This is a genomic window from Neobacillus paridis (genome assembly GCF_016765675.1).
Lineage (GTDB): Bacteria > Bacillota > Bacilli > Bacillales > Cytobacillaceae > Neobacillus > Neobacillus paridis.
In genome coordinates this window covers 1-655 of record NZ_JAESWB010000316.1, presented here as the reverse complement: position 1 = coordinate 655, position 655 = coordinate 1, and the positions used below count along the sequence as shown (strand labels likewise).

Below are 655 nucleotides of genomic sequence, written 5' to 3'. Positions count from 1 at the left end.
GCATCACCGGCAGCCTGCTTTCCCGCGCGGCTGACGTGACCCTCAAGGAGCGGCGGCGCCTGGTGTTGATGCTCAGGGAAACGCCGCTTCATCTCGGCCATTTGCGCAGCATGGTGGCAGTCACCGAGGCCGGCGCCATCGTCAGCCCGCCGGTGCCGGCCTTCTATGCCAGGCCGGCATCCATCGACGAAATGGTCGACCACAGCGTCGGCAGGGTGCTTGACCTGTTTGGCATTGAGTCAGGCGCGGTGCGGCGCTGGAATCCGGGCAACGACACGCCTGCCTGACCCGGGACGATACCGACCATGAAAAAACCCCGCCTCCGGTAAGGAGGCGGGGTTTTTATTTTCTTGCGGAGGCTTGCCTGGCTCAGACGGTAGCGGGCGCGCTTGGTGCGATCGGCCCCGAACTGGACTGCCGCTTCTCGGGCACACCGTATTTCGGCGGACGCGGCTCGCCGCCGGACATGATGTCCTTCACCTGGTCGGCATCCAGGGTTTCCCATTCCAGCAGTGCCTTGGTCATTACCTCGACCTTGTCGCGGTTGGCTTCCAGCAGGCTGCGCGCCAGAGCGTACTGACGGTCCAGTATGCTGCGAATTTCCTCGTCCACCTTCTGCTGGGTTTCTTCAGAGATGGTGGGCGCCGAGAGCCCA

1 protein-coding gene and 1 pseudogene are annotated in these 655 nt (G+C 64.0%); one reads left to right on the top strand and one right to left on the bottom strand.

The features are described from left to right. Positions 1-287, top strand: a 287-nt coding sequence (locus JK635_RS29040) for a UbiX family flavin prenyltransferase (protein WP_202655541.1), incomplete at its 5' end; no start/stop codon positions are given. 82 nt (positions 288-369) lie between these two features. Here the strand turns inward: JK635_RS29040 and JK635_RS29035 are convergent. After that, positions 370-655, bottom strand: a pseudogene (locus JK635_RS29035) (hypothetical protein); the annotation flags it as partial.